The organism is Arenibacter lacus, from assembly GCF_008711145.1.
Classification (GTDB): Bacteria; Bacteroidota; Bacteroidia; order Flavobacteriales; family Flavobacteriaceae; genus Arenibacter; species Arenibacter amylolyticus.
This window is the reverse complement of record NZ_VVIN01000118.1, coordinates 1-4,202: the sequence shown is the minus strand read 5'-3', so window position 1 is coordinate 4,202 and position 4,202 is coordinate 1. Positions and strand designations below refer to the sequence as shown.

At 45.0% G+C, this 4,202-nt stretch carries 3 protein-coding genes; all 3 read right to left on the bottom strand.

Annotated elements, in window-relative coordinates; translation table 11 throughout:
• Positions 1–72 precede the first annotated feature (72 nt).
• Complete coding sequence (locus tag F1E73_RS16490; protein ID WP_150452589.1) at positions 73–1,359, bottom strand: DegT/DnrJ/EryC1/StrS family aminotransferase; 1,287 nt, start codon at positions 1,357–1,359, stop codon at positions 73–75.
• A gap of 3 nt (positions 1,360–1,362) precedes the next feature.
• A complete protein-coding gene (locus tag F1E73_RS16485; protein ID WP_150452588.1) occupies positions 1,363–3,984 on the bottom strand; it encodes a glycoside hydrolase family 2 protein in 2,622 nt (873 codons plus the stop codon).
• The coding region (locus tag F1E73_RS16480; RefSeq protein ID WP_150452587.1) for a manganese efflux pump at positions 3,981–4,202 on the bottom strand (222 nt) is incomplete at its 5' end. The genes F1E73_RS16485 and F1E73_RS16480, both read right to left, overlap by 4 nt.

Here is a 4,202-nt window from a genome sequence, read left to right as displayed (position 1 = left end):
ATCGGCAATAAATCCCGTCCCTATAAGGGCAATTTTTATAGTATCCATTCTTTTGCGTTTACAGCGTATTCCTTATTCCATTAACTCCTCTGCATGGGCGTATATTTTCCGAATGGCCCTTGCGATCAGATCCATATCGTCCTTGCTCCCCATCAACACTTTATGGTGCATACAAACCGATTCTTCCTTAAATATCCGCTCACAAACGGGCAAGGAAAACCGCTTGGGATCTATGGCCTCCCAATAGGCATCGTTTAATTTATGCCGGGCAGGCTTGGTATGTGGCACATAGAGAGAGCAGTTGTTAAGGGGTTCGTAACTGGCATCTACCACAATTCCCAATTCGGCCTCTAAGGCCTTTCTAAACTTATCTATGGACAACCCCTTAAATTCTTTTTTATGATATCGGAATGCAAAATTGAAATAGGCTTTTTTGGTTTCTCTTGGGTCTCTACGTATTGGTGAAACTCCGGGGATGCTAATCAGCAATTCATTTAAATACGCTCCATTGGCATCCCTAGTGGCGTTCTGGGCTGGAAGTCGTTTTAATCCTTCTATTAACAAAGCTGCCTGAAACTCGGTTACCCGTAGGTTGCCAGACTGTATAAAATTACCCTCATCGTCCCCGTATTCCCCGGCACCTTTATCCATTTCCTCCGATGTGGCTATTTCCGGCCTACGGCCACAATTTCTTAGGGCATCCATCCTTTCAGCCAATATGGGATCATTGGTGGTTACGGAACCTCCTTCCCCGGCGGTAAGGTGTTTGGAGAGCTGATAGCTAAAACTACCTATATGCCCAATACTCCCTGCCTTTTTACCTTTCCACTCCCCACCGTGTTTGTGTGCACAGTCTTCTATAACAAATAGGTTATGTTTTTTGGCCAAGTCCATAATAGCATCCATATCTGCAAACGCCCCATACAAATGAACCGGTATAATAGCTTTTGTTTTTGGTGTGATGGCTTTCTCAATTTCTTTAGGATCTATACACCAATTATCGTCACTCACATCCACCAAAACAGGGATGGCATTAACGTCCAATACCGTCGCTGCCGTAGCCTGCCAAGTAAGGCCGGGGACAATCACCTCATCTCCTAGGCCAACCCCCAGGGCCTCTAGGGCAATTTGCATGGTAACGGTACCGTTCACAGTAGTTATAGCATGTTGCACCCCAGTAAACGCTGCAAAAAGTCCATTAAATGCTGTTTCCTTGGGTCCGTTATAGGACCACACTCCGCTATGGAGCACCTCTAAAAGTGCTTTTTCTTCTTCCTGGCCCCATACGGGCCAGTTTGGCCAGGGATTCTGCTTGACATCCCGAGTAGGTGTACCGCCATGTACTGCTAGTCTTTTCATTTTTTAGGTCGATTTTTTAGTTGTCAAAATGCCAATGGAATGTTCCTTGTCCGAAGCTATATTCCACCCTTCCACTTTTAAGGCTGTTGCTTGGCTAGATGAATAGGAAGCATTTAGCATTCTCTCCTCCCCAGGCAACAAGCTTATAAAATTATCCTCCCAAAAAATGGGGAGTACTAGCTCTTGGGTAACCTTATCCATCACTTTTAGATTGATTAAATAGGCTATATGATTCCCTTTATTATGTAGGTGGACCTGTAGCTTCTGATTTATTCCTTCTTGCACTACTTGATAGATTACCGATACCTGAGTTCTTGGTAAATCGTTCAACATGGTAAGATCTGCATATTCCGCACTAGGGGTATGGTAGGCAAAGTCACCCAAATCTGCTTCATAATCCAACACCTCCTCCTTGGTAGAGAGCCAATAAAAATTATTGGACACTTCCTTAAGCTCCCTATCGTATAATCGCAGGTCTATAAAATAGGTGGTAGACATTCCCCTTAGCTCCCCCAGATTATAAATAGGTTGGGACGAATCTTTCTCTAACTTAAAAGAAACACTTTCATCCAAAAGCACTTCAGAATTGATGGAAAACACCCTGATACGGGCCTGCAGATCCTCCATCGGAAAAAAATGATCGTTTACAGCGTAAATCTGTCTATCCCCGTAATTATAAATGAGGTGAAGTGGGGAACAGGCTTTTTTAGTAGCGTAAAAGGCTGCGGTGGGATTAAGATAATAATCGTATAACTGCCAGTACATTTTAGGCCAGGCAGCATTTAGCATCCATTGAATTATGCCTGTACAGCGGTCTTTGTACACTTGAAAAGCCTCAAACATAGGGCGCATCAGCTCATAGTTCATTGCCTGGGCCTTCTTATTGAACTCCTCCAAAGAACTTGGCGCTCCATAGCGCGCATCCATCGCTTTGGTAAACCTACTTAGATCCGAAAATTCATATCGCCCACAGTGATAATCCCATACCTCATTGATGGGCCATAAGCGGTTTTTGGGCAACATCTTCTTTAAACTTTCTAACTGAGGCGGCTGGGCTCCAGGGCCTGTTTCTGTGTTAAACCCGTAGGCACCTCCAAACTGGGTATCCGTAAACCAATACACCGGAGCGGTATAGGCATAGGGTCCCAACATTTTCACCCCAGAAGAGCCACTAATTTCACTAATAACATCTTCGGTCCCAACTACGTGTTGGTCGCTACCTACTCCCCCGGTAGAATTTAGATAGGGCCTACTAGGGTCGTACTTGGCAAAGGTTTCCACATAGCGCTGTTCCAATTCTGTAATAGGCACCTTATCGCTGGCTACCGTCCAAACGAAAATACTGGGGTGATTGCGCAACCAAATTACCTGATCTTCCCAAGCCTGAGCAATATGTGCTATATCTTCGGGTTTATACACCCCTCCAAATCGCTCATTCACCGGTACTCCCAAATGGATTTCGTGCTCCCAATGGCAACTAAAGCCAACCATCACCAAAATTCCGTATTCATCACAGAGTTCATAGAGCTTCGTGTCTTTCCCCCAAAACCCTTCCAAGCGGATGCAGTTTAGGTTCATGTGCTTTACATATTGAATCTGAGCCTCTAGACTTTCATGGGTATCCATCAATAGCATATCATCTGTCCAACCAGCGCCCTTTATCAACACTTTCTTGCCATTAACCTTAAATCCGCGGTGCACCCCGTTCAGCCAAAAATCTTCCACCTCCCGGATTCCGAAGCGGATGCTTTGCGTATAGCATACCTCGTCCCCTTTGAAAAGGGTCATTTCCAGCTGATACAAATGGGCCGTTCCCATCCCTACCGGCCACCAAAGCTTGGGGTTTTGTAGGTGCAATTGGGGAAATTCCTTCGCATCCAATTCTATCAATTCTTGGCTATTGGAAGGAATTGTTATTGCTTTCTCTATGGTATTTCCAGCCACCACTACCACCAATCTTCCTGAAAAGTTGGTATCCAAAAAATTATGGACTTCCACGGAGATACTAAGGGCTGCTTCTTGTAGTGTCGTTTTGTCTACCTTGGACTTTACGAAAGGTTTGTCTAGAAGTCCCCCACCGTGAAGATGAAGGCTTACTGTTCTAAATATCCCCATATTCCCATCGGGGGGCGCCGGATTCCAATCCACGAAGCCCGTGCTAAAATCCCCTGGTTGGGGAGGAATCACCTCCACCGCAAGGACATTTCTTCCTGTCAGCAGAAAATCGCTCACATCAAAGGAGGTGATTCTAAAAGCACCATCGATTGTTTTTGAATCTGCGATTAACTGCCCATTTAACCAAACATTGGCCTTGTAATTTATTCCGTGGAACCTCAGCTGTGCAAAGCCTCTGATCTCTTCCGCCATAAGCTGAAATTCGGTGACATACCACCAGGGTACTTCAAACTGCCCTGTAGGTATCTTTTTTAAATTTTCCCCAACATAAGGTTCGCCCAACAGGTCATTTGCCACCATGGCGCACATTACGGTAGTAGGCACGGTACAGGGAATCCACCCATTAAAATTGGAGTGGGTAGTGGATAATTCCTCCCCGGTTTGGTCTACATCCCTCGAACTCCGAAGAAACCATTGCTCCCTTAATACAATCTTACCTCTTCGCCTCATTGCTGGTCCTCCTTCTTTTTATTTTTCCTCAGTGAGTTTAACTTCTTCCTGGCCCGCCAGATCATTAGTCCACCAATAAGCATTAACAATACGCCCGCAACCAAATCTGTCATATGCTGCACAAAGGTTTCTGTATACAGCATGCCAAATAGTATTACTATCCCAAAAACAAGTATAAACACTCCGATGGCATTGTTCATCTGGGCTTCTTTTATGCG